The following is a 24,303-nucleotide window of genomic DNA, read 5'->3' on the forward strand; positions in this document are numbered from 1 at the left end:
TACCTAAAAATATACTTTAGATAAAAGGATTTACTGTTTTAAAATCAATTATTTATTCTGTTGTAAAACTATTTTCTTGGGATTTCCGGTCTTGGCATTTTATAGTAGCTTCCGGACATGCTTTTTAAAAATGAAACAACTGCATCCAGTTCCTGCTCATTGAGATTCAAAGGTTTTATCAGATGATCGGTAACAGGAAAATTAGGATCAGTTTTCTTTTCTTCAGGAGTAGGATTAATCATCTGCATACCGCTGTTGTATAAACTGACAATGCCGTGCATGTCATCCATCAATCCGTTATGCATCCATGGAGCGGTATAATTAAGATCTCTCAGAGAAGGAGTTTTAAACTTTCCTGTGTCATCTGAGTTTTTAGTAATATTATACAACCCCAGATCCTCATACTCCCGTTTGTAATAAGTAAGCCCTATGTTGTGAAAAGATTCATCTGTCAGATTTTTTCCATAGTGACAGTTCATGCATCTTGCTTTAGTACGAAATATATGCATGCCGTAAATTTCCTGATCACTCATGGCTTTATAATCTCCTTTCATAAACTTATCCAGTTTGCTCGGCTGGCTTTTGATGGTCCTTTGAAAAGTTGCTAATGCTTTGGCGATTTTATCAAATGTAATCTTATCCGTCTGATATACTTCTTTAAAAAGCTGTCTGTATTCTTTCAATTGAGACAGTTTTCCTGCGAGTTTTTCCGGTTTCATGTTCATTTCATTATGAGCAGAAATAGGACCTACAAGTTGCTCTTCCAACGTTCTGGCTCTTCCGTCCCAGAAATAGGAATTCCGGTCTGCAATATTAAAAAGAGACGGTGTATTTCTTTTTCCCTGCAGATGATCTGTTCCCAATGCTACTTCCTGGCCGTCTCCCCAGCCCAGTTCAGGATTATGACAGCTGCTGCAGGATACCTGGCTGGATGATGATAGTTTGGGATCAAAAAACAGTTTTTTTCCAAGCATTACTTCAGGAAGTTCCTGTGTTTCGTAATAGTTGGAATCCCAGTCTATAGCCTCAAATTCTTTCCAGTTAACCCCGGCATCGATTGTGGGTTTAGGCCAGAATCTTACAGGCTTTTTGTATTGCTCCACAGTTTCTCCATAGTCCACCCTGTACTTTTGAATGGTATGCTGCATACAGAATAGAGAAATACTTCCGAGAACTGCGATTAATTTAAGATCTGAAAATTTTATCATAATGTGTTTAAAAAATACTTCCTATACTGATTGCAAATAGGGTATTGCTGCTGTTTTTAAAATTGCTGTACATGATTTTACCTCCTACAAAAGCGGTTTTGATAACCGGGAAGCTGAAATGAAAATTAATATCAAGCTTTGCCTGCCAGAAATCTGAAGACTGAAAGAGATAATTCTCCTGAAGCATTGTATTAATGGATGGCTTTCCGGAATTGTTGAAAAGAGCATCTTTTTGATAGATACTAGTTGCGGAAAGCCCTGCAGCTACAGAGAGTGTCTGCTGATGTTCAAAAGTTTTCAGCCATTGATAATCCGCGCCATAGATTATCTTACTTAATTCTATTCTTGATGTGGGACTGCTGTATTTCTCTTTTTCCTGAATCCATCCAAAAAAGGGAATTAAAGAGGATTTTGCCTTTTCATTACCCATTTGTATGAGCCCTTTAAAAATGATACTGCTGATCTTGTGATTGTACTTTTCCACACTTCCGATCTGGAGGTAGTTTCTTGAGTTTTCATTTAAAAACAGATTTTCAGTTCCTTTTCTTTCTGTATTGTTTCCTTCGGCAGAAATTCCCCAGACTATTTTCCCGGAATCAAAGAATTTTCCTGCTGAAAAAGTCAACTGACGTTCATCAATTTTTGAAGCGTTGAGATCTGCATATTCTGTCAGTAACTTATCAAGATTAAACTTTTTCAGACCTATATTCAGATACCAGTTTTTGCTGCCTGCTTCAAAGATTTGCAGACCTCCTCCATAAGACCAGCCTTCATAATAAGCCTGACGGAGCTTTCCGGAAAGCAGTTCGTTATAATTTCCCAGTCCACTCATATTATAGATCATAGGATATCCCTGATTGCTCACAAAGCTCAGATAATGCTTTTGAGTATATTTTTCAGCATCCACATAAGCCCCGATTCTGAACTTCTGAAACATCAGTTTATTGGCACCCATTGTCAAAGAAAAATGAGCTGCTGTATTTTTCGGTCGTGGGTCAATGTCTCTATAGCTCAATGTTGCTTCATAGCTTCCTGTAATTCCTAATGTGTAAGTATTGATTTTTTTAGAATATCCTCCTGAAAATCTATAATTTTCAAACTTCATATCTCCGCCTACACTGTCTGCCGCCACGTAAGGATAGATGAGATCATAATCTGAATTTTCGTTCCATACCACCTGCTTATTTTTCCCCTGAGTATAAGAAGCATTACCCCAAACTGTTGTTCTGTCATCGAGCTTTTGTAAGCTGTAGACCTCTGCACCCCACAGATTTTTGCCTTTGCCTTTTTGTTGCAGCTGGTTGGGAGTATTGCTTTTTTCAGCAAACACATTGAAAGTTGTGATCCCGTATTTCCTTGCTTCCGCATAACTGGCAGGATTGGTGGTAATACTGTTTTTAATAAGCCTTTCAAAGCTGTATTCTTCACGTACTTTTTCTGTTATCGTGTCCGTGATCTGGGCATGCAGTTTTACACTTGAAAAAGAGATCAGCAGGACGGATATGGAAAGAAAATATTTCATTTTAGTTGAATAAAGATGGTTTTACACCATGTTCAAAATCTGTTGTGGAGTTGTTGGTGTCTTTAAGAATATTTTTACCATCTATTGTTTTTCCTGTTACTTTTCTGCGTACAGCTTTTCCAAAACGGTTTTTATCTCCGTCAAAAGTAGTTACAGAAGTCCATCCCAGATCCAGAGAAGGAGTGGTTACCACCCATTGAAATGAATCCTGTACACTTAAATTAACAGCATCTGTAATCCATTCATTGGGAATTTTGACAGCAGTTCCGTCCATAGGATACACATCACCACTTATAGTAAGGTTGTAATTGTAAGTATATGTGTTTTGAGCGATCAGCATTTCATTGGTCATTCCCTGTGGCATACGTGCTAATGCATAAGCGTAATATCCCTGCGTGTGAATCACCATTTTTTCAAAAACATTTACCATTTTCGGAACCGAAGGATTGTCGATGTCATCAGAATCTTCTTTGAAAATCTGGAAGTTAGCATTGGAAAGATTAACGGAAGAAGGATTGAAATCTTTATGATTAATAGCATCTTCAGCAATAATGATAGATTCTCCCGGTTTTACAGGATAGGTCGCTCCATTTCCTGGAATTCTGATAATAGCCCCGGCAGATAGAGCAGTTCCCATAATATTGGGGCTGTAATCCTGTTTTTCATTGGTCATAAAGCTGGATTGTATCAGCAGCATGCCATCTGCATACAAAGTCTGGTCTGTATTGTTGGTAATTTTAAAATACTGATCACCAAAGTACATGGCTCCCTGTGGGGTTTTGGTTCCGGTAAAGAAGATTTCTTCAAGGATAAGATCACTGCTGCTGCCTGATTTTAATGCAAGATCCAGAGTTTTGCTGGTTTCACTGCCATTGATGACAACCCCGTTCTGTACACCGGCAACCTTGGCTTCTATTACCCCGGAATTATCAGCATACACAATGTTTCCTTCTGCAATGATGTTATAGGTTCCCGAAGGAAGAACAATATGCAGTTTATTGGTGTTTTTAAGCTCCTGGGTAACCGTAAATCCGGAATTAAGTTCTTTGAAGCTTATCGTGAGATGTTTGTATTCTTTAACCTGAATATTTTCAGGAACTACTTTGAGTTCCAGCTTTAATGAAGTTTTTGCCTCTGCGACATCATTGGAATCTGAAGAACAGGCTGTTATCGCAATTGCTGCACACAATACGAAGAGTGTTCTTAATACATGTTTTAACATAACTTATTGAATTGAAATTGTTTATAAATTGAAATTGATTTCCATCCCGAAATAAGGATCATAAGCACCTTTTCTATTAATGGTAAATCCGTTGATATTGTAAGGTGTATAGTAGCTGAACAGCCTGTTGGCAAACATAGATACTACAACAGTTTTATTTCTGAAGCTTTTGGTTACTTTCAGATTGAGATTCATTTCCATAGGTTTTCGGGAGGCATTATATAAGTCCTCATTCTGAGCGATGATAAGACTTTCAAGGATTGTTCCCTTGGCTGTTTCCGGATTAAAAGGGAGGATATGACCGTCCTGATCTACATAATGACTGGGGATTCCGCTCATAGGCTCAAGTTTTCTCATAGAATACCATGAAAACTGGAATGAGGATGAAAAAACAAGGTCCAAACGGGGAATATAAGTATCCATCATCAGATTGGTATTCAGTACTTCATTCAACGAATTAGGTTCCATTCCCTCGTATAATCCCAGATAAGGATAAGGTCTTCCGTTGATCAGTAAATCTCTTCCTCTGTATACCGGCAGGCTGTTGCCATATTTTGTACGAAACCAGGCTCCGTTTAAAGTAAATCTTGTATTAATTCCGGGAATTCTGTTGGAAGAATATTGAAATTCTACACCTTCTTTATCTACTTTGCTGCCATTCCGCTGAGTGGCATACAGAAAGTTTTCATTCACTGTCTGGTAGGGAAGTGTATTCAAATCAGGCGGAGAAGTGATAGCATCGTGATTCAGACCAGAAGTGTCATATTTTTTATATTGGTATAAAGCATATTCATTCATGGAACGGAATGCATTGTGCATATTTTCTTTAAAAACAGTAACAGATAACTGATGTGACCCCAGACTGAAATCAATTCTTGCTTCAAATTTTTCATTCACAGCAGGTTCTATTTCAGGATTCTGCGGATTGTAGATCAATGTCTTATAATTGATTCTTCTGTAGTTTGAATTGTTGTGAAAATAATTGAGCTGTTGAATATCCTTATAAATAAGTTCAGGGTATAATAAATTCAGGTCCGGAAATAAGCTCTGTTTGCCATATCCTAATGTTAAAGCTAAAGTTGCTTTTTTATTCATCCAGTCAAACGAAGGAAGTTCCCATTGGAAATTGGCTCTCGGATCTGTATACCATTTTCCATTCATTTTGAAATGAGATGGAAGGTTCATCATAGTGTTTCCTCTTAATCCTAATGCTAATGTAAGTTTGTGATTGCCTGCATGTAATGAACTTACAGATTCCAGAAATAACGCTGAAGTCATATAAGCCGGAATATCGCGGTAAGGGCGTGGTCTGAAAGTAGCTTTTGGGTCAATGGGTCTGTAGATGTCAAATAGCTGCCCTTTGCCCCAGTTTTTACTCATTTGCCAGTCAAATCCGGCATTGAACTCATGGTGAACAGATTTTGAATCAACCTGAAAGTTATTGATCATTTTAACAAACAGATCAAGAGGTTTTCCGTCCACTGTATAATTGGAAATATATCTTGGTTCAGGATAATAACCATCGTATTCCCCTACAGTTTCTGAGAGAGGAAAGGCCATTGCATTTTCCAGCTGAATAAATTTGGTTTGCTTTATCCTGTCAAATCTTTGGTTTGCCGTTGCCTGAATTTCGGTTGACCGATAGAACGAAGGTTCATTTTTAGTATAAGTAAACAAATTGGAAAGACTCAAAAAATGATTATTCACCTCATAAGAATTGAGTTCGGACATATCTACATCAGGATCAGATTTTGAACCGTCCAGTGAACCTGTATAACTGAGATTGCTCTGCCATTTACCGGTTCCGCGATCCCATTTTTTTTCTTTTATAACGGCGATATGAGCGGTAATTCTTTTATAGCTTTCAAGCCGGTCTCTGGGGTCAGATTTTGCATTCAGATAATCCAGTCCTGTATTGATTTTCAGATCTTTTTCTTTATTTTCAAAACCTTTGCTTACGGCAAAAAGTTTACTGTAACCATCTGCTTTAAATCTTGCTTTCCATTTTGTGTATCCGGATTTGTTCGTGATTTTTACAATTCCTGAAGTAAGGTTTCCATAGATAGCGGACGGAATTCCACGAAGAACTTCCACGCTCTCAATCTGATCCGTAGAAATGGTTCTCATATCTACACCGCTGTTTATATTAAGCCTTCTCTTAAGTCCATTGTTGGTTTTGTCTAAAAAATCATAAGAATACTGCAGGTTGGCATTAGAGTTTAGCGGAGCACCATCAACCAAAAATGTAGTTCCCATAGAAGATGTGTTATAATCACTGCTTGGTCTGCCGGTTTCGCGGAGACTTATTTTGTTAACCTGATTAAGAACCGGATCACCTGACCTCCCACCGGGAAGAAGTTCCAGAAGATCAGAAAAGCTTGAAGGCTGCAAATGCTGCATAGCCCGCTGGCTGATCATAGAGGAGGAGGTAAGTCCTTTGCCTTCTTTGGCTGTAATAACCACTTCTTCAATAGTATTTATCTTTTCCGCAAATGGAAAAACAAACGTTTCAGACTTTGTTACAGATATTTTGCCTGAATATCCAAGAATTCCGTTTTTCCAGGCTTCAATTTTATATTTTCCGGGGGGAAGATGTGTTTCTGCTATTCCTTCGTCATTGGTAGAAGATGTATGAGTGTTTTCTTCTGAGAAAATTTTTATTTCAGAGTCTTTTAGTGAAGTCTGATTTTTGTCTTTTATTTCAAAAGTAATTGTAAATTCCAGATTTTGGGACCTGACTGCTGTGATCGTGGTGATAAAAATAAGAAAGCTGAAAAATCGGAGTCTCAAAGGGAATCGGGAGTCATGGTGTACCATCTGGCATTATTCTTTCGGCAAAAGTAAGAGCATCAATATAAGTTTGCTAATTTTATTTAGAATAATTTAAAATAAATGACAAGAATCATTTTTGCTGTTTTGATAATATTTTTGTTTAAAGTTGAAATTTTGAGATGTAAAAGGGTTTGTAATAATGAATTGCGTAATTGTGTTTGGTTTTAGCTGCAATTTATCTCTAATTATTTATTGTGGAGTTATTGGATTTGCATACATGAAAAAGCACTTCATTGCTGAAGTGCCAAAATTAACTTGAAATGAGATTATGAAGAGGATTGTATTACAGTTTTACTTTTTTATTAATGACCTTCCCATTAGAAAGTGTGATTTGTACCAGATATACCCCAGATTCTAGGTTTCTGGATTCAAACAGTGGTTTGCCGACTTCCTGCTGAACGATCAGAGCACCGGAAATACTGTAAATGCTGATGTTTTTAATGTCGTTGCCAGATTTTGCAATAATTTGCTGTTTTTGGGTAAAGATATCCGTATTGCTTTCAGAAGATATTGTACCTCCAACTGCTTTATTGAACTGAAGATTATAATAAGAAGTTACCACTTCAAAAGTGTAGTTTTTATTCTCCAGATCCTGTACATTGATCCCTCCGGCTTCACGGTATTGCTTTTGAGAAATACTTTTGACTAACGTTTTATTTTCATCAAATATGTTTACTGCAGAAAGTTCGTCCTGATCAACTTTTAACTGTAAAACCGATGGGCCGGAAGATTGTACGATTTCGTTTTCAGAAACTTCTTTAGGAGTGTTTTTGATGTATGGAATTATCTTATTTTCATTGTTTTCCGATACTTTTAATAAATAAACTCCGTCTTTTAAAGTTGATAAATTTTGGTCATTGGCTGTTCTGCTCTGGGCTTTTTCTTTATTGAAATCTGTAATTTCAACGAGCTGCATATTTCCCAGATCCGGTTTGATTTGTGAAGAGAGAAGGGAAGGCTTTTCAAATGTTTTCTCTACTGACTGCTTGCCGAAAATGGATCCTACAATTGCCCATTCATTAAGAAGTCCGCCGCTTCTCAAAGTATTGAATTTGGCATTGGAAGCTAAAGTAAAAGGAAGAATTCCGCCTACGTGTCCAAGAGGTCCCCAGTAGAAAGAATCCAGTTTATATTTATTCAGATCCCACCATGCATAATAGCCACGTTGAACATCAATGGTTTTAGAGGTATTTTCAGGTGGAATAGCTAAATCTACAGTCGAATGACCCAATGTCATAGGTGTTTTGTTGTACCAGTCGTATACATCCTTAGGTTTCATGCACAGTCTGAGCTTGTTGTTTGGATTATTGGTGACATCGTTCACAAAATTGGGTGTAAAGAGTTTTTTCCATATCACAGGACCCCATAAAAGTCCGCCATTATCTTGAACAACGTGATAATTATATTTATCAAGGTATTCTGCAGAAATAACTTCTGAAATGTTGTTATTATAGGTTTTATATCCTGTATTGTTGCAGGTATGAAGAACATTGGCCAGGAATGAGGTAAACGGATAAATATCTTTTTCCAGAACGCCTTTATTTAAGGTTACTCCGGAGAAATCATAAGGTCCGTCGCCCATATAAGCATATTTGAATTTGATATTATTGGGATTCGAAATGCTTAATCTTTTTAAAGTAGACATTGCCGCATGAGCCCCCTGTGAATACCCGGCTAGAAAGTACTCATCATAGCGTTTAACACCCAATTGTCCGAGTACTTTGTTGGCGGCAGTGACGAAATCAATGGTTGCACCCGCTTCAGTTGCATAATCTACATAAGGATGAACTCCGTCGCCACTTCCCATTCCTACATAGTCTGGTGCCATTAAAATATAGCCATTAAGTACGTAAGAAAGTTCCACTACAAACCCTGCTGTTAATGCTCCTTTGAAATTAGAAGGCACATTATTTCTGCTGTCTGTAGTTCCATGATCTGATACAACTGTTGACAATTTGAATCCTACATTGGGATACATAAGGAGTCCGGTAGCTTTTACAAGGACATTGTTTTCATTTTTGGTGTAATAAGTGATCTTGTAGCCCTTTAGGCCCACATTAAAACTGTTCAGGTAGCCGGCAAATTCCGGAGCGTTTTGATCGCCGAGATTATTGGCGATAAAATTAATGACTCCCTGTGGCGTTAAATCCAGTTTCTGTTCAGCGCTTACAACGTCTCCAGCCTGTTGTGCAAAGTAGAATGGAGCGGCAAGGCCCAGTAAAAAAGTTGTGATTTTTCTCATATTGATGTATTTTCTATGGTATTAAGGTAATAACTTTAACAAATCCGTGAAAATATTACAACATCAATAATTATTCATTGAATATCAATTCTCTGCAAAGTGAGTAAAATAAAAGAGTCTGGCCGAAGGCCAGACTCTTTTATTTATATTTTATCTTTTTTTAAAAAGCGTTGATTCCTGTAATATCCAAACCAGTGATCAGCAAGTGAACGTCATGCGTTCCTTCGTAAGTGATCACAGACTCCAGATTAGCAGCGTGTCTCATCATTGGGAATTCACCCATGATTCCCATACCACCTAGGATTTGTCTTGATTCTCTGGCAATTTCAATAGCCATATTAACGTTGTTACGTTTAGCCATAGAGATTTGAGCTGGAGTTGCTTTGTGGGCATTTTTAAGATTTCCTAACTGAAGACATAATAACTGAGCTTTTGTAATCTCTGTTAAGAATTCAGCCAGCTTTTTCTGCTGAAGCTGATAAGAACCGATTGGTTTTCCAAACTGTTTTCTTTCTTTAGAATATTGAACAGCAGTACAGTGGCAGTCAATAGCAGCACCAATTACTCCCCATGAAATTCCATATCTCGCAGAGTTTAGACAAGATAAAGGTCCTTTCAGTCCTGTTACCCCTGGAAGAAGGTTTTCTTTCGGAACTTTTACGTCATTGAATACCAATTCTCCGGTTTTTGAAGCTCTTAAGCTCCATTTATTGTGAGTTTCAGGAGTGGTGAATCCTTCCATTCCTCTTTCAACAATTAATCCCTGTACTTTTCCTTCCTCATTTTTTGCCCATACCACAGCGATATCGCATAGAGGAGAGTTAGTGATCCACATTTTAGCTCCATTCAAAAGATAATGGTCTCCCATATCTTTAAAATAAGTTTCCATAGAACTTGGGTCTGAACCGTGGTTAGGCTCTGTCAATCCAAAAGATCCAATCATTTCTCCGGCAGCAAGCTTAGGAAGATATTTCATTTTCTGTTCCTCAGAACCGAATTCATTGATAGGAAACATCACCAACGAGCTCTGAACTGAAGCAGCAGAACGTACTGCAGAATCTCCTCTTTCCAACTCCTGCATAATAAGACCATAAGAAATCTGGTCTAACCCTGAACCGCCATATTCAACCGGGATATAAGGTCCCAGCGCTCCGATTTTCCCCAGTTCTCTCATAAGATTAGGTATATCTGTATGATTTTGAGCGGCCTGATCAATCTGCGGCATTACAAAACTTTCAACCCAGTCTCTTACAGATTGGCGGATGAGTTTGTGTTCTTCAGTAAGTAAAGCATCAATTCCATAATAATCAGGGATGCTTGTAAGAGGATAATATGACATGATTTTTTGATTTGGTTAAAAGTAACATTTTTCGTGGTGTCCTGAAAATTTTTTTGAAAACTTATCTTTGGGTTGGTTTTCAGGTAGATAATGCTCTTTTTATTTGTTAATGGGATAAATTCGGTGTTTTAAGCCTCCTCATCATTAGAGATAGGATACTGATTGGTAGAATTGTGGACTTTACTTTTAAATTTATATAGATAAGGTGCTTTATTGGCAGAGCCATCGTACAATTTTTCCAGCCTGTCGAGAATATTTAAGCTTAAAATTTTGCGTTGGAAATTATTTCTTCTGAATTTTTGGCCTAAAATGGTTTCATAAAGAGACTGAAGATCTTTCATCGTAAACTTTTCAGGAAGCAGATTACTGGCCGCTACCTCTGTATTGATATTCATCCGCAGGTATTCTAACCCGGTTTCTATGATTCTGTCGTGATCGAAAGCCATCTTGGGCAGATTGTTTACCTCAAACCATTCACAACTCTCATTGAAGGCATCAGGGAAAGTATTGGCCATTGAAAAATCAATAAGGCTGCAATAACCTACCGTGACAAATCTTTGAAAAATCCAGTGATCTTCCGGTACTTCAATTCCTTTATTGTTAAGAAGAATCTGATGAACATTATTTTCAGTACGGTCTATTCTTCCAAACGTATGAAATTGTTTCAGAAATATATCTTTAAGATGTGTTCTTTCGAATAAAACCCTTGCTGCTGCTTCCCTTAAATCTTCATCATTGAAAACAAAACCACCCGGAAGTGACCATAAATCCAGATCGTGATACTTTAAAAGAAGAACTTTCAAAATGTTATTATGAAAGCCGAATATAGTACAGTCCACAGAGATATGGGCAACAAAATCTTTGGTATCGATAAGTTCCCGAAGTGTTTCTTTACTTTTTGTGTCTTTGATTTTCATGGCAGTAAAAATAAAACTATTTTCTTTTTGAAACGTTAAAAAAGAGCAAACTGGTAACAAAAAGAATAATAACGAAAAATAATATATATAATGGATAAAAATTTAATAATTGTTTTTCAAACAGAACTGCCATAATAATAGAACTTACAGAGCTTCCAAGGGATGAAAAAATAACAATAAGAGAGGTGAAAAGAGTAACCCTCTCTTTGTCGACCTGCGCGATCATCTTTGAATTGATCACAGGGTAGAGCGGAGATAAAAACAACCCAATGACCGGAAATAAGAAAAGAATGATTCTCGAATTTACAGATTCAAAATACTGTATTCCTACAATAATGATCAATAGGGCAATAATGAAGGCCATACATGAAATATAATAAGTGGGTAATGAAAATCTTCTGATAATATTGGCTGTTATCGTTCTTCCCAGATACGAAAATACAGCAAGAAAGGAGGTGGCCTGAAGCGCAAAAAATGAGTTGACCTTTAAATGGTTTTTATAAAATGAGGGAAGCCATGAATTGAATCCCTGTTCTACAAACACAATAAAAAAGAGGACACCAAGGAATAATGCTATAGAAGGAGTTACAAACCCTGAAAGTTCAGAGAATACACTTTTATTTTCTAAAGGCTTGGATTCAGAAATTGTAATTTTTGATAACAAGAATATAGTTAATGCCGATAAAAACGCGATTAATAAAAAGCAAAACTTCCAATATTCAGAGTATTCACTTGATACGACCCATCCAAAGCAGGTATTGACAACAAAGATTCCGATCATAAAAGAAGCTTCTACGCTATTCATCGTCTTTGCCAGCGATTTCTCATCCGAAATATTGTTCCTGATAATCCCAAAAACACAAATTTTACCAATAGCAAAACAGGCTCCGATGATGGCAAACCATAATTTGAAAAACCAGAAAACCTCTATAAAGGGAAGCAGGCAGGAACAGAATCCAACAATGACCAGAGCTGAAATCAATGCTTTTTTCGTTCCTGTTTTGTTGATAAAGCTTACCGCAAAAAGAGAAATAAAGGCAATAGGTAAGTCTTTAAAGGATTCTAAAAAGCCCAGTTCTCCGTAAGTGATTTTCTCTTCAGATAACTGCAGAATAATAAGTCCCATACAATTCAAAACCATTGAAAAAATAAGAAAGGTAAGTTTTAACGGAAGAGAAATTTTAGAATGCTTGATGATCATTTTGGGAGACTTCTTTATTGTTTTTTTGTGAATTTTTATGAAATATTGATGCGAAGATAGGGCTTCTAACCCTGAAAAATAAAAGAAAAATTAAAATATTTGTGAATAGAATGTTAATTAATTGAAAAAAAATATATTTTTATTGTCTCAATTTGAGAATTAAACAATAACTGTATATGAATGTAAGAATATCACGAAGCGTAGGAGTGGTTGCCGTCCTCTATTTTACGGCCAACTTCAGTGCCCAGACCACCAAGGCGAAGGACACAATTGCTAAAGAAAACAAAATAGACGAAGTTGTAGTGATTGGTTACGGTACTCAGAAAAAGAGTAATGTGACAGGAGCTATAGCAAGTATTAAAGCCAGCGATATTGAAAATATTCCATCCGGTAAGCCGGAACAGGTATTACAAGGAAGGGCAGCCGGAGTTTCTGTAGTGACCAATTCCGGACAGCCGGGAGCTGCTGCCACTGTACGTGTAAGAGGTATTACCAGTTTCGGGGCTGGAAGTAACAGTCCTTTGTGGGTAGTAGACGGTATTGTTGTAGACAATATAGGATGGCTTAACCAGTCTGATATTGAAAGTATTGAAGTCTTAAAAGATGGAGCATCTTCTGCAATCTATGGAGTTTCCGCTGCTAAAGGAGTAATCCTGGTTACGACCAAAAAAGGAAAAAAAGGAAAACTGACCCTTTCCTATAATGGATTTTACGGTTTTTCCAATGCTTCGAAAAAACTGGATCTCCTAGATGCCACACAATATGCCAAAATTATCAATGAAGGGTTCGTTAATGATGGACAAGCTCCCAGATTTACTAATCCTGAATCATTTGGAAAAGGAACCAACTGGCAGGATGCTATTTTCGGAACAGGTGAAAAATCATCTCATGAAGTAAGCATTACTGGAGGTAATGAAAAATCAACCTACTATACATCATTCGGATATTTTGATCAGAGTGGTATTGTATTGAGTGATATTTCTTATTATAAAAGAATCAATGCGAGATTCAACTCAACACATAAAGTTACGGATTACCTGACCATAGGGCAAACTTTTGCCTATACCCATGTGAAATCTCAGGGAATAAGTGCAAACGAAGAATTTGGAGGGCCTTTGGCTTCAGCAGTTAACCTGGATCCTACCACTCCGGTTGTTGTGACAGATTGGTCTATGGTAGAACCAAGTGGTTATACAAACCCTAATATTATTCGCGATTCTGAAGGACGCCCTTATGGAATTTCCCCATATGTAAATAACGAGATGACCAATCCGCAGGCTTTCCGTCATATACAACAAGGAAATTATAGCTGGTCTGATGATTTTGTAGGGAATGTTTTTGCAGAACTTAAATTTCTGGATCACTTCACCTTCAAAACAAGCTTAAATGGCAAAAAATCCTATTGGGGAAGCCGTTCTTTTACTCCGAAATATTATTTAAGTCCCAATTTTAACAATACCAGCTTCAACAGTCTAAACAAAGTGGACGAAAATAAATTTGAATGGAGTATGGAAAATACGTTGACTTACCAGAATAAGTTTGGTGATCACAACATCAACATCATGGTGGGTCAGGGAGTTTACCGATATAATATTGCCGGTGGGGCGAGCCTGACTTATAGTAATCTGCCTATTGATAACTGGCAGGATGCCTCCTTCAACTTCGATATTTCTCAGGATAATATTGTTGCCAAAGGATGGGATGGAATCGAGACCCGTAAAGCATCTTATTTTGGTAGAATCATTTACGACTATGCTGACAAATATTTATTCACAGGAACAATTCGTAGAGATGGTTCTTCAAAATTTGCAACCAACCAGCATTGGGGAACTTTCCCATCAATGTCTCTTGGATGGAATGTTCATAAAGAAAATTTCTGGCCGGAGAATAAAGTGGTTAATAATTTGAAATTGAGAGGAGGCTATGGGGTGTTAGGAAATGACGAAATGGATAACTTCAGATATGCAAGTTTCATGGTTTCCGGAAGTAACTATACCAACTCCAGTAACAATATCATTATTGGTTATGCGCCAAGTACATTGGAAAATCCAAACCTTAAATGGGAGCAGACCAGCCAGCTGAATATTGCTGCAGATTTAAAATTATTCAACAATTTTACTTTGACAGCAGACTGGTACAAAAAGAAAACAACTGATATCCTTAGACAAATCAATATTCCGGGTTATGTAGGAGTTCCAAATCTACCTTGGTCAAACGTAGGGGATATGGAGAATACCGGGATAGAGCTTGAATTGGGGTACAAAAAGAATTGGCAGGATTTCAGCATCTCAGTTAACGGTAACTTTGCAACCATAAAGAACAAAGTTCTTAGACTAGAAGATGATATTGAATACTTCAACCTGGCTTCTTTCCAGACTATGGGAGCAGTATCCAGAGTAGCAGTAGGGCAGCCTTATGGATCATTTTACGGACAAACATATAGCGGTGTTTTCCAAAATCAGACACAAATTGATAATTATGTAAATGCCAATGGTGTAAAATTATTACCAGATGCAAAACCTGGAGACTTTATCTGGCAGGATAATAATGGAGATGGTAAAATTGATGACAATGATAAAGTAAACTTAGGAAGCTCTATACCAAAATATACTTTTGGACTTACTGTGAATATGAGCTATAAGAATTTTGATCTGATGATGTTTGCGCAAGGACAGGCTGGTAACAAGATTTTCCAGGGGCTAAGAAGATTGGATTTGCCTGATGCCAACTACCAGACAAGAATCTTAGACAGATGGACAGGTGAGGGATCTACCAATGATAATCCAAGACTTACCCGCACTGATTCTAACCACAACTATTCATGGATGTCTAACTACTACCTTCAGAAAGGAGATTATGTGCGTCTGAAAATTGTTCAGTTAGGCTATACCATTCCTAAGGACGTTACCGAACGTTTCGGAATGAGCAAAGTAAGACTGTACATCACAGGAGAAAACCTGGTTACTTTTACAAAATATACAGGATATGACCCTGAAATTGCGGGAAGAAATAATTCTGAACAGGATATTATTGGTGTAGACAGAGCTTATTACCCTCAAGCAAGAACATTCCTTATAGGAGCTAATATTCAATTTTAATGACCAACAAAATGAAAAATAAGAATTTTATACATAAAGGACTTGCCGTTGCGTTTCTGACAGGTCTGAGTTTTACCAATATAGGCTGTAGTAATTCCTATCTGGATGAAGTACAGAATTCCGGGGCATTTAGTACTGATTCATATTTTAAAAATGAACAGCAGTCCTTTAGTGCGCTGATTTCCGTATATGATGTTTTAAGAAAATATTCTGCAGGATTTGAAAATACAGTTACTTTCTTTAATGCAGGATCTGATGACTTTTATTCCGGCGGAGGAAGCTCTAGTGATGGAGCAGGTATTCAGGGAATGAATAATTATATGATCAACCCGAATACAATGCCAGCCAGCTACTGGAAAGATTACTATCAGGGAATTGCACGTGCCAATCTTGTAATAGAAAAAGTTCCGGGTGCTTCAATGAATGAAGATCTTAAGAAGAGATATATTGCAGAAGCCAAAGTTCTTCGCTCTTTATATTATTTTGAACTCGTAAGAATGTTTGGCAATATCCCTTTGATTCTTAAAAGTATAACTGTTTCAGATGATTATTGGCATATACCACAGGCAAAACCAGGTGATGTTTATGCACAAATAGAAAATGATGTGGTTGCTGCTATTCCGGATCTGATGATGACACCTGCTATCAGTGATAAAGGACGAATTACACAGGGAACTGCAAGAGCTATTTTAGGTAAAATTTATCTTTATGATAAAAAAATGCCAGAAGCTGCTGCACAATTTGCCCAAGTAAACGGTACACCTGGAGGAACCAGTCAGTATGGATACAAGCTCGTGGCAGATTATGCAGATTTATTTAAAGTTGCCTTAGAATCTGATCCGGATCCAAATAAATATAAATTTTTATCAGAATCTATTCTTGAAATAATGCATACCAACAAAGGAAGCTCTGATTGGGGATTCTGGGGACAGGGTAAGGATGAAGGAAATTCTATCAATGTTATGGTGGCCCCTCGTTCTTATTCACTAAAAAGCATTCCAAATAATGATGCACCAGATATCTATTCAGGCTGGGCATTTAATACCGTAACAGAGAATTATGTCAATTTTATGCAGGGAGATCCAAGACTGAATGTGACTGTTTTCAATGCTAAAAAACTGGTAGCGGAAGGTAAAGTCATTTATGGGCCTGCTTTTGCAGATACCGGATATTTCCTTAATAAATATTTGCCTACAAATGCTTTAAAAACCTCGCTTCCAGGTCCGGCAGAACTAAATTTTCGTCAGAATTATATCGCCATAAGATTAGCAGATACTTATCTGATGGAGGCAGAAGCATTAGGTGGAGCAGGAGCAAGAGCCCAGGCTTTATTAGATGCGGTAAGATCAAGAGTTGGATTATCATCGGTTCCGGTTTCTTTACAGGCCATAAAAGATGAGAGAAGAAGAGAACTTGCAGGTGAGGGACACAGATGGTTCGACCTTGTAAGATGGGGAGATGCTCCTTCTAAACTTGCATCAAAAGGATTTAAAGCCAATAAAAATGAAATTCTTCCCATTCCGTTCAATGAATTGCCGAATACAGTTTTAAAACAAAATCCTGGATACTAAAACATGAAGTTTCACAACTTATATAGTTTCTTTAGAGGTGCCGCACTACTTAGTGGTGTGGCCCTTTTTCCTTTGTCGTGTACATCCATTGCGTTCAACAAAGGAAATGAAGTTCAGTACTGGCTTACAAAAGGTGATGGAAGTGTAAAATTACAACAGCAGACCTCTGTTAAATTTGTAAATAATACCAACAGCTTTCAGAATATTGAAATTGACGATTCTCAAAAGTTTCAATATATTGATGGTTTTGGATATACATTAACAGGAGGAAGTGTTGAGGTAATCAACAGATTGTCGCCTTCCAAAAGAAAAGCACTGCTTAATGAGCTTTTTGGAAACAACAAAAACTCAATTTCTATCAGTTATTTAAGACTAAGTATAGGAGCTTCCGATCTCGATGGTGAAGTATTTTCATATGATGATTTGCCGGAAGGACAGACTGATCCTTCTCTTTCAAAATTCAGCTTGGCAAAAGATAAAGCGTTGATCGCTATGTTGAATGAGATCTTAGCAATCAATCCAAAAATAAAAATCATTGCAGCACCTTGGTCACCTCCGGTTTGGATGAAAGACAATGGTAAATCAAAGGGAGGAAGTTTGAAACCTGAATTTGCAGGAACGTATGCTCAATATTTTGTAAAATACATTCAGGGAATGAAAAAAGAAGGCATCACTATTGATGCTGTAACGCCACAGAATGAACCTCTGCATCCGGGAAATAATCCCAGTTTGTATATGCCATCTGAAAAACAGAGAGATTTTATTAAGAATCATTTAGGCCCGGTTTTTAAAGCTAATGGAATTACCACTAAAATCGTGGTTTATGATCACAACTGCAACAAACCTGAATATGCCATTGATATTTTAAAAGATTCCGAAGCCAATCCGTATATTGATGGATCTGCTTTTCACTTATATGAAGGAGATATTTCAGCATTAAGTAATGTACATGATGCTTTTCCGAACAAGAATTTATACTTTACCGAACAGTGGACCGGGTCCAAAGGAACTTTTACCGAAGACCTGAACTGGCATACGAAAAATGTAATCATCGGATCTATGAGGAACTGGAGTAAAATTGCACTGGAATGGAACCTTGCCAACGATCCAAAATACGCTCCGCATACAGACGGAGGTTGTACAGAGTGTAAAGGAGCAATTACCGTGTCTGACAGTGAAAATTTCACAAGAAATGTTTCCTACTATATTATTGCACACGCTTCTAAATTTGTTCCTGCAGGAGCTCAGCGTATCGCTTCCACACAGACTGATAAACTTTCCACTGCTGCTTTTAAGACTCAATTTGGGAAAATAGTTTTAATTGTGCAGAACGATAACCCTTCAGATGAGAATTTTAATATTAAATTTGCCGGGAAAACCGCTGCTGTAACAATTTCAGGACGTTCTACAGCAACCTATATTTTTTAATTTGATACTATGAAAAGAGTTTATTTCTTACTGGCATTTTCCACATTGGGAATGAATGCTTACGGACAGAAAACCATTGATCAGAAAGTAACAGAATTGCTGTCTAAAATGACCCTTGAGGAAAAAGTAGGACAGATGGTTCAGTACAGCGGATTTGAATATGCTACAGGACCTCAGAAATCTAATTCGGCAGCCGTTTTAGAAGAAATTAAAAAAGGTAAAGTAGGTTCTATGCTGAATGTGGCAGGGTCAGAAGAAACCAGAGCATTTCAGAAACTGGCCATGCAGTCAAGGCTGAGAATTCCTTTGTTGTTCGGTCAGGACGTTATACATGGATACCGTACCACATTTCCTGTAAATCTGGGACAGGCAGCAAGCTGGGATCTCGGAATGATAGAAAAATCAGAAAGAATCGCTGCAACAGAAGCGGCTGCTTATGGTATTCACTGGACGTTTGCTCCAATGGTGGATATTGCCAGAGATCCGAGATGGGGCAGAGTAATGGAAGGTTCCGGAGAAGATACTTACCTGGGAACAAAAATAGGATTGGCAAGGATCAAAGGATTTCAGGGCAGAGGTTTGGGAAGTCTTGATGCTGTGATGGCCTGTGCAAAACATTTCGCGGCTTATGGAGCTGCGGTAGGTGGAAGAGATTATAATTCTGTAGATATGAGTCTCAGACAACTCAATGAAACATATCTTCCTCCGTTTAAAGCCGCTGCTGAAGCAGGAGTAGCTACTTTTATGAACTCTTTCAATGATATCAACGGAATTCCTGCAACGGCTAACCAATATATTCAGAGAGATCTGTTAAAAGGAAAATGGAACTATAAAGGTTTTGTGGTTTCAGACTGGGGAAGCATCGGGGAAATGATTCCTCATGGCTATGCTAAAGATGCCAGCCAGGCGGCTGAAAAAGCAATACAGGGCGGAAGCGATATGGATATGGAAAGCCGTGTCTACATGGCAGAACTTCCAAAATTGGTCAAAGAAGGAAAAGTAGATCCAAAACTGGTAGATGATGCAGCGGGAAGAATTTTAACCAAGAAATTCGAAATGGGTCTTTTCGATGATCCTTACCGATTCAGCGATGAAAAGAGAGAGAAAGAACAAACCGACAATCAGGAGAACAGAAAATTCGGAAGAGAATTTGGCTCAAAAAGTATTGTTCTTCTTAAAAACCAAGGAAATATTCTTCCCCTTTCAAAAACTACAAAAACAGTTGCACTGATAGGCCCTTTCGGGAAAGAAACAGTAGCTAATCACGGTTTCTGGTCTATTGCATTCAAAGATGACAACCAAAGAATCGTTTCACAATTTGATGGAATTAAAAACCAGCTTGATAAAAACTCCACTTTACTCTACGCAAAAGGCTGTAATGTAGATGATCAGGACAAAACCCAATTTGCAGAAGCTATAGAAACTGCAAAAAAAGCAGATGTGGTGATTATGACATTGGGAGAAGGACATGCGATGAGCGGAGAGGCGAAAAGCCGTAGTGTTATTGGATTTACAGGAGTTCAGGAAGACTTATTGAAAGAAATTGCAAAAACAGGAAAGCCAATCATTTTGATGATTAATGCTGGAAGACCTTTGATTTTCAATTGGGCATCAGATAATATTCCAACAATTGTATATACATGGTGGTTGGGAACTGAAGCAGGAAATTCTATTGCAGATGTTCTGTTTGGTACCGTGAATCCTGGAGGAAAGCTTCCAATGAGTTTCCCAAGAACAGAAGGGCAGATTCCGGTGTATTACAATCACTATAATACAGGAAGACCCGCAAAAAATAATACAGACAGAAACTATGTTTCAGCCTATATAGACCTTGATAATGACCCGAAATATCCGTTTGGATATGGTTTAAGCTATACTGATTTCAAATATTCTGATATGGCATTAAGTTCAACAAGCCTTACTGGAAATCAGACTCTTAATGTCAGTGTTACCGTTTCCAATACAGGAAAATATGATGGTGAAGAAGTGGTACAGCTTTATATCAGAGATCTTTTCGGAAAAGTGGTGAGACCTGTAAAGGAACTGAAAGGTTTCCAGAAAATATTGATCAAAAAAGGAGAAAGTAAAAAAGTAGATTTTAAGCTGACACCAGAAGACCTGAAATTTTTTGATGACAACTTGAATTTTGACTGGGAAAGTGGAGAATTTGACATTATGATCGGAACCAATTCTCAAAATGTGCAGACCAAAAGAATTAACTGGACAAAATAAATTCAATAGGAGTGGTCTTTAGCCCGTTTAATAAAAGATTCAGAATATGGCTTTAGCCAAAACATAAACCTATGCATCTCAAAGCTAAAAATATCATCAGAATATGTGCAGCAGGAACTTTTTTCCTTTCTGTTTTGAACTGTGCCTCGCACAAACCTGATTTTCACAGAACCCTGATCTGGAATGATGAATTTAATGGGAAAGGTCTTCCGGATTCATTAAAATGGAATTATGATACCGGAGGAGGAGGTTTTGGTAACGAGGAAGCTCAATTTTATACTAAAAACAGACCTGAGAATGCCAGAATGGAAAAAGGAAACCTCATCATTGAAGCCAAAAAAGAAAATTGGGGAAACAATAAATATTCTTCTGCAAGACTTTTAACCAAAGGGAAATTCGCTTTTCAATATGGAACAGTAGAAGTCAGAGCAAAACTTCCCAAAGGCCGTGGAACCTGGCCGGCAATATGGATGATGAGTGAAAATATGAAGAAATGGCCGGATGACGGTGAACTGGATATTATGGAACACGTGGGTTTTAATCAGGGATTTATACATGCTTCCGTTCACACTAAAAAATACAATCATATCCAGGGAACCCAGAAAACAGATACCCTGTTTGTAAAAGATGCCAGCGAGAAGTTTCATGTCTATAAAGCAGACTGGACACCGGAAAAGATTGATGTGTATATAGATGATAAGAAATTTTTCACCTATGTGAATAAAGAGAAAAGTAATGAAGCATGGCCCTTTGACAGACCTTACTTTATCATTTTAAACCTCGCGGTAGGTGGAATGTGGGGAGGCCAAAAAGGAATAGATGATTCTATTTTTCCACAGAAGTATTACATAGACTACATAAGAGTCTATCAGAATAAATAATGAAAATGAGGACAAGAGGTCCAAAAACAGAAAAAAAATCATGAGAAAACTAATTGTAAGTTGTTTTGTTGTAGGCGTTGTCATCAATGTCAATGCTCAGAATTATTGGAAAAAGAATGCAGGAAAAACAGCTAAGGTAATCCTTACCAACTCGAAGTCGAATGAGAAGATGGTGGATAAAGGAGCCGTTAAATTTGAACAGTTTGGTCAGCCCAAAGAAACAGAGGCCTGTATTTTTGTGGCTCCCAATTTTAAATATCAGAAACTGATAGGGATTGGTGGTGCTATCACAGATGCATCAGCAGAAACTTTTTATAAAATGCCAAAAAACAAGCAGAAAGAAATCCTGGATGCTTATTTTGGAAAAAACGGATTGGGATACACCGTTGTTCGTACCAATATGAATTCCTGTGACTTCTCCAGTGATTCTTACACTTATGTAGAGGATAATGATACTTCCCTGAAGACGTTCAACGTTGCTCATGATGAGAAGTATAAAATTCCGATGATTAAAGAAGCTCAGAAAGCGATCGGGAATAATTTTACCTTCTATTTCTCTCCGTGGAGCCCGCCAGCCTGGATGAAATCAAATAAAAGTTTGTATAAAGGTGGAAGATTAGAAAACGAGTATTATCAGACATGGGCAGATTATTATATCAAATTTATTAAAGAATACGAAAAAAGAGGAATTAATATCTGGGGACTGACCGTCCAAAACGAACCCATGGCTACCCAAAGCTGGGAATCATGTATCTATACTGCTGAAGAAGAAGGAGAATTCCTGAAAAAGAACCTTGGACCAACGCTTTGGAAAAACGGATATAAAGATAAAAAAGTAATGATCTGGGATCACAACAGAGACCTTATCTATCAAAGAGCAACCACTACACTAAGCGATCCGGAAACTTCAAAATACGCAAGCGGGATTGGGTATCACTGGTATGAAACATGGAATAATAAAACCCAGCTTTTTGATAACCTGGCAGAAACACACAGAGCTTTTCCGGATAAGTTTCTGGCTTTTACGGAAGGATGTAAAGAACAGTTCAGTATGGATAAGATCTATGATGTAAGTCTGGGTGAGCTTTACAGCAAAAATATGCTGAATGATTTCAACAAAGGAAATGCTTTATGGACAGACTGGAATATTCTATTGGATGAAACCGGAGGGCCTAACCATAAAGGGAACTTCTGCTTTGCCCCGATTATTGCAGATACCAAAACAGGAGAGGTGTTCTATACCTATGAATACTATTATATAGGCCATGTTTCAAAATATATCAAACCAAATGCTCAGAGAATCGGAAGTTCTTCTAACAGAGCGGCATTAACTTCTTCCGCTTTTATGAATGAAAACGGACAGTTGGTAACTGTGATCATGAATGATTCAGAAAATGATATAGAAACCAATCTATGGATAGAAGGAAAGGCTGCCAAGCTGAATGCTCCTGCACACTCTATACAGACCGTAATTTTGTAATATCATATTAATATTATTTTTGACAGATCCGGCGGCCTCTCTGAGGCCGCCGGGTTTATTTTATACAGCTTAGACATTCAATTTCATGAAAGCCTTTTTATAATTATTGGCTTCAACTGATAAAAGATGAGGTTTCAAGAAAAAAGAACCCCCATGAAAAAGCTTCATGGGGGTTATGTATGGTAAACGAAACTTTATCAGCTCGTTATTTTTTAAGATAAATGATATTATTCAACATCATATTTACCGATCACTTTCTGAGTAACTCCAGAGCTGCTGAAACCACCATCATGGAAAAGATTCTGCATCGTTACTTTCTTCGTAAGATCAGAGAAAAGGGTAACGCAATAGTCTGCACATTCAAGAGCTGTAGCATTTCCTAGAGGAGACATATCTTCTGCATATCCAAGGAATCCTCCAAAACCTTTCACACCACTACCTGCAGTAGTCATTGTAGGAGACTGAGAAACCGTATTTACACGTACTTTTCTTTCACCCCAATAGTTTCCGAAAGTTCTTGCAATGCTTTCAAGATAAGCTTTGTTATCAGACATATCATTATAATCCGGGAATGTTCTCTGAGCAGCAATATAAGTAAGTGCCAGGATGCTTCCCCATTCGTTCATACAATCTTTTTCCCAAGCCACACGCATTACTTTATGGAAAGAAACAGCTGAGATATCCCAACCTTTTTCCAACCAATCGTAGTTCATTTCTGTATAATGTTTTCCTTTTCTTACATTGATAGACATTCCAATGGAGTGAAGGATAAAGTCGATTTTTCCAAATTTTGCAACAGCGGCATCAAAAAGTTTTTCAAGATCTTCTATAGAAGTAGCATCTGCTGCTATTACTTCAGAACCTGTTTTTTCTGCTAATCCATTAAGTTCCCCCATTCTCAAAGCAATCGGAGCATTGGATAAGATAAATTCAGCACCTTCCTCATGGCATCTTTCAGCAACTTTCCATGCGATAGATTGTTCATTAAGGGCTCCAAAAATAATTCCCTTTTTGCCTTTAAGTAAACCGTATGACATAATTTTTTAATGTTTATTATAATACAAATGTAGCAATAATTGTGCTTATGGCATAATAAAAAATGGAGCCTTATCAATTTAAGACTCCATTTT

15 protein-coding genes are annotated in these 24,303 nt (G+C 37.5%); 6 read left to right on the forward strand and 9 right to left on the reverse strand.

Annotation, left to right across the window (positions count from 1 at the left end):
• Positions 1 to 68 precede the first annotated feature (68 nt).
• The 8 genes from AC57AW_RS12105 to AC57AW_RS12140 all read right to left on the reverse strand — a co-directional run bounded on the left by AC57AW_RS12105 (position 69) and on the right by AC57AW_RS12140 (position 12,483).
• On the reverse strand, positions 69 to 1,148 hold the full coding sequence (locus AC57AW_RS12105; protein WP_496353883.1) for a cytochrome-c peroxidase: 1,080 nt from the start codon (positions 1,146 to 1,148) through the stop codon (positions 69 to 71).
• 67 nt (positions 1,149 to 1,215) lie between these two features.
• Positions 1,216 to 2,730, reverse strand: a complete 1,515-nt coding sequence (locus AC57AW_RS12110; RefSeq protein WP_496352075.1) for a DUF6850 family outer membrane beta-barrel protein — start codon at positions 2,728 to 2,730, stop codon at positions 1,216 to 1,218.
• Between the two features lies 1 nt (position 2,731).
• Positions 2,732 to 3,952 carry a DUF4876 domain-containing protein gene (locus tag AC57AW_RS12115; protein ID WP_496352076.1) on the reverse strand — a complete coding sequence of 407 codons (1,221 nt, stop codon included), beginning with the start codon at positions 3,950 to 3,952 and terminating at the stop codon, positions 2,732 to 2,734.
• A gap of 21 nt (positions 3,953 to 3,973) precedes the next feature.
• Positions 3,974 to 6,769, reverse strand: a complete 2,796-nt coding sequence (locus AC57AW_RS12120) for a TonB-dependent receptor plug domain-containing protein (protein ID WP_496352077.1) — start codon at positions 6,767 to 6,769, stop codon at positions 3,974 to 3,976.
• Between the two features lie 298 nt (positions 6,770 to 7,067).
• Positions 7,068 to 9,026: a T9SS type A sorting domain-containing protein gene (locus AC57AW_RS12125; protein ID WP_496352078.1), complete on the reverse strand. Its 1,959-nt coding sequence runs from the start codon at positions 9,024 to 9,026 to the stop codon at positions 7,068 to 7,070.
• Positions 9,027 to 9,186: 160 nt separating this feature from the next.
• Entirely contained in the window at positions 9,187 to 10,365 is a 1,179-nt protein-coding gene (locus AC57AW_RS12130) for an acyl-CoA dehydrogenase family protein (RefSeq protein ID WP_077414460.1), read from the reverse strand.
• A 128-nt stretch (positions 10,366 to 10,493) separates the two neighbouring features.
• Positions 10,494 to 11,282 carry an NUDIX hydrolase gene (locus AC57AW_RS12135; protein WP_318846152.1) on the reverse strand — a complete coding sequence of 263 codons (789 nt, stop codon included), beginning with the start codon at positions 11,280 to 11,282 and terminating at the stop codon, positions 10,494 to 10,496.
• A gap of 16 nt (positions 11,283 to 11,298) precedes the next feature.
• A complete protein-coding gene (locus tag AC57AW_RS12140; RefSeq protein ID WP_496352079.1) occupies positions 11,299 to 12,483 on the reverse strand; it encodes an MFS transporter in 1,185 nt (394 codons plus the stop codon).
• Between the two features lie 176 nt (positions 12,484 to 12,659).
• Here AC57AW_RS12140 and AC57AW_RS12145 point away from each other — a divergent pair, with 176 nt between their 5' ends.
• The 6 genes from AC57AW_RS12145 to AC57AW_RS12170 all read left to right on the forward strand — a co-directional run bounded on the left by AC57AW_RS12145 (position 12,660) and on the right by AC57AW_RS12170 (position 23,173).
• Positions 12,660 to 15,581 carry a SusC/RagA family TonB-linked outer membrane protein gene (locus AC57AW_RS12145; RefSeq protein WP_496352080.1) on the forward strand — a complete coding sequence of 974 codons (2,922 nt, stop codon included), beginning with the start codon at positions 12,660 to 12,662 and terminating at the stop codon, positions 15,579 to 15,581.
• A gap of 11 nt (positions 15,582 to 15,592) precedes the next feature.
• Entirely contained in the window at positions 15,593 to 17,152 is a 1,560-nt protein-coding gene (locus AC57AW_RS12150; protein WP_496352081.1) for a RagB/SusD family nutrient uptake outer membrane protein, read from the forward strand.
• 3 nt (positions 17,153 to 17,155) lie between these two features.
• A complete protein-coding gene (locus AC57AW_RS12155; RefSeq protein WP_496352082.1) occupies positions 17,156 to 18,580 on the forward strand; it encodes a glycoside hydrolase family 30 protein in 1,425 nt (474 codons plus the stop codon).
• 9 nt (positions 18,581 to 18,589) lie between these two features.
• Positions 18,590 to 20,812: a glycoside hydrolase family 3 N-terminal domain-containing protein gene (locus AC57AW_RS12160; protein ID WP_496352083.1), complete on the forward strand. Its 2,223-nt coding sequence runs from the start codon at positions 18,590 to 18,592 to the stop codon at positions 20,810 to 20,812.
• Positions 20,813 to 20,883: 71 nt separating this feature from the next.
• Complete coding sequence (locus AC57AW_RS12165; protein WP_496352084.1) at positions 20,884 to 21,693, forward strand: glycoside hydrolase family 16 protein; 810 nt, start codon at positions 20,884 to 20,886, stop codon at positions 21,691 to 21,693.
• Positions 21,694 to 21,733: 40 nt separating this feature from the next.
• Positions 21,734 to 23,173, forward strand: a complete 1,440-nt coding sequence (locus tag AC57AW_RS12170; protein WP_496352085.1) for a glycoside hydrolase family 30 protein — start codon at positions 21,734 to 21,736, stop codon at positions 23,171 to 23,173.
• A 227-nt stretch (positions 23,174 to 23,400) separates the two neighbouring features.
• Here AC57AW_RS12170 and AC57AW_RS12175 read toward each other — a convergent pair whose 3' ends face one another.
• Positions 23,401 to 24,210, reverse strand: coding sequence for an enoyl-ACP reductase FabI (locus AC57AW_RS12175; RefSeq protein WP_123940030.1), 810 nt, complete (start codon positions 24,208 to 24,210; stop codon positions 23,401 to 23,403).
• Positions 24,211 to 24,303: the final 93 nt, after the last annotated feature.

Source organism: Chryseobacterium sp. BGA-UO-ETr-SB22 (assembly GCF_059567885.1).